This is a genomic window from Mesorhizobium sp. M7A.F.Ca.CA.004.06.1.1 (assembly GCF_003999135.1).
In the GTDB taxonomy this organism is placed as follows: Bacteria; Pseudomonadota; Alphaproteobacteria; order Rhizobiales; family Rhizobiaceae; genus Mesorhizobium.
The window spans coordinates 1-2,989 of record NZ_RZPQ01000725.1 but is presented as its reverse complement, the minus strand read 5'-3'; the positions used below and the strand labels follow the sequence as shown (position 1 = coordinate 2,989).

The 2,989-nt window shown below is 64.6% G+C and carries 2 protein-coding genes; both read left to right on the top strand.

Translation table 11 applies throughout. The features are described 5' to 3' along the window. A partial coding sequence (locus EN906_RS29075) for a type I glyceraldehyde-3-phosphate dehydrogenase (RefSeq protein ID WP_164777435.1) occupies positions 1 to 697 on the top strand: 697 nt, incomplete at its 5' end. A 217-nt stretch (positions 698 to 914) separates the two neighbouring features. Then, the gene (locus EN906_RS29070) at positions 915 to 2,804 is read left to right on the top strand and encodes a potassium/proton antiporter (protein WP_127375565.1); all 1,890 of its coding nucleotides are present in this window, start codon (positions 915 to 917) and stop codon (positions 2,802 to 2,804) included. Positions 2,805 to 2,989: the final 185 nt, after the last annotated feature.

Sequence of the window (2,989 nt, the reverse complement as noted above, 5' to 3'; positions counted from 1 at the left end):
TGACAAGGCAGCGGCACACCTGACCGCCGGCGCCAAGCGCGTCATCGTTTCGGCCCCTGCCGAAGGCGCCGACCTCACCGTCGTCTACGGCATCAACCACGACCAGTTGACCAAGGATCATATCGTCATCTCGAATGCCTCCTGCACCACCAACTGCCTGGCGCCGCTGGCAGCCGTGCTGCATGAGACGGTCGGCATCGAAAAAGGCATGATGACGACGATCCATTCCTACACCGGCGACCAGCCGACGCTGGACACCATGCACAAGGATCTCTACCGCGCCCGCGCCGCTGCCCTGTCGCAGATCCCGACCTCGACGGGTGCCGCCAAGGCGATCGGGCTGGTGCTGCCCGACCTCAAGGGCAAGCTCGACGGCATCTCGATCCGCGTGCCGACCCCGAACGTCTCGGTCGTCGACTTCAAGTTCATCGCCAAGCGGTCGACCACGGTGCAGGAGATCAACGACGCGGTGATCGCCGCCTCCAACGGCAAGCTCAAGGGCATTCTCGGCGTCACCCATCATCCGAACGTGTCGATCGACTTCAACCACGATCCGCGCTCCTCGATCATGGCGCTCGACCAGACCAAGGTGATGGACGGCAACTTCGTGTCGGTGCTGTCCTGGTACGACAATGAATGGGGTTTCTCCAACCGCATGGGCGACACATCGGTCGCCTTCGGCAAGACCATCGCCTGATCACAAGCTCTCTTTTCGAGACTTGGAACGCCCGGCTTTGCCCGGGCGTTTTTCATGAGCGCAGCTTGCGCCTTCCCAATTTGTGTCCTGCGCGCCAAAACATCCGAAAATCAGCGGCATAGGCCAAAAAGCCACCCTGCCGCCTTGCACTGGTCACGTCTTCGCCCCACTCTCTCGCAAAGCAGGAGACAGACGAATTTGAGGGGCTGATTTCAGGATGGAGCATGCGATCTATCTCGTCACGCTGGTCGGCACAGCGCTTGTCGTCGCCGCCGCGTTTTCGAGCCTGATCGCCTTCCGCTTCGGCGCTCCTCTTCTGCTCCTGTTTCTCTGCATTGGCCTCGCCACCGGCACCGACGGACTCGGCATCCAGTTCGACAACGCCCGCATCGCTTATTTTGCCGGCTCACTGGCGCTGGCCGTCATCCTGTTCGATTCCGGTTTCGGCACGCCGCTCAACGCCTTGCGGCAGGCTGCGGGCCCGGCTTTGTCGCTGGCGACCTTCGGCGTGCTTGTCACCACCGGCCTGTTCGGCGTCGCCGCCCATTATCTGCTCGATCTCACCTGGCTGGAATCCTTCCTGCTCGGGGCTGCCGTAGCCTCCACCGATGCGGCGGCCGTGTTCTTCCTGCTGCGCGCCGGCGAGATCAATCTGCGCGAACGCGTGCGCTCGACGCTCGAGGTGGAATCCGGCACCAACGACCCGATCGCCATCTTCCTGACCATCACGCTGGTAGAGATCATCGCCGCCCACGCCAACCCCGAAACCAATGTCCTGGTCACCAGCCTGTTCCTCGGCTTCCTCCTCAACATGGGCCTTGGCGCTGTCGTCGGCGTGCTCGGCGGCCTCGCCATCGTGCGCCTCGTCGACCGGCTCAATCTCGACCACGGCCTGCTGCCGATCTTCGTGCTGACCTTGTCTCTGCTGGTGTTTGCAGCCGCCGGCGCCATTGGCGGCTCGGGCTTCCTGGCGGTCTATATCGCCGGCCTCATCTCGGGCAATTCCGATATCCGCGCCGTCACCATCCTCAAGCGCTTCCAGGACGGCATGTCATGGCTGGCACAGATCATCATGTTCCTCATCCTCGGCCTGTTCGCGACGCCGTCGCAGTTCCCGGCGATCATGGTGCCGGCGGTGCTGCTCGGCCTGTTCCTGATGTTCATCGCCCGTCCGATCGCGGTCTGGCTCTGCCTGATCCCGTTCCGTCTGCCGCGCCCCGAGGTCGCCTTCGTCTCCTGGGTCGGCCTGCGCGGCGCGGTGTCGATCCTGCTCGCCATCACCCCGCTGCTGGGCGGGCTGGAAAACGGCCGTGTCATCTTCAACACCGCCTTCATCATCGTACTCGTGTCGCTGGTCATCCAGGGCTGGACAGTCGGACCGCTGGCGCGCCGCCTCGGTCTGATCGTGCCGGCACGGCTCGGACCGCTGGACAAGGTCGAGCTGGAACTGCCGGGCTCGGCCCATCACGAGCTTCTTGCCTATCGCGTTGCACACGGCAGCCCGGTGGCGCGCGGCGAGCGCATCCCACGCTGGGCGCGACCCTCGCTGGTGTTGCGCGACGGCCGCTCGATGCGCTTCCAGGACATGGGCCGGCTCGCCGCCGGCGACCAGGTCTACATTTTCGTGCCGGACCGCTATCCGCGCCTGCTCGACAAGCTGTTCGCGAGCCGTGCAGTGGTCGATCCCGAGGATGCCGATTTCTTCGGTGCCTTCGCCGTCGACCCCGCGCGCTCCGCCGCTGAACTGGAAGCGGCCTATACGCCAGGCCTGACCGAAGCGGAGCAAAAGCTCACCGTTGGCGCGCTGGTCACGGCGCGGCTCGGCGGCCATGCCGAATACGCCGACCGCGTCCTGCTCGGCCCGATAGAACTGATCGTCCGCGACGTCGACGACAAGGGCAAGATCATAGGCCTCGGCCTCTCGTTCGAGCCGACCGCGCCGGTGGCGCGGGTGCCGGTCTTCCTCAGCGCCGGCGAAATCGGCGATCGTCTTTCCGCCTTCATCCGCAACTGGCGCAAGCCGACCGAGACGCAGGAGGCCGAGGCGCGGGCGGACGAAAAGCAGGCCCCGGAGCCAGCGCCGGAAAAGGCAGCAACCGAAAGCTGACAAACCCGCTATTGAGCGCTGCCATTCATCCGCCCCGCCGGTGCAAGATCGTGCCCACTTCAAAATTTCGGTTCGAGCGCGCCCTAAGCCTTGCATCGACACCGATGCGGGGTATGGTCCCCCGGTTTTTCGCGAAAGGAACCCCGCATGGCCGCCTTCAAGACACTCGACGATATCGGCAACAT

Coding starts and splice junctions, on each gene's coding strand:
- EN906_RS29070 (WP_127375565.1), top strand. CDS start 915: ATGGAGCATGCGATCTATCTCGTCACGCTGGTCGGCACAGCGCTTGTC.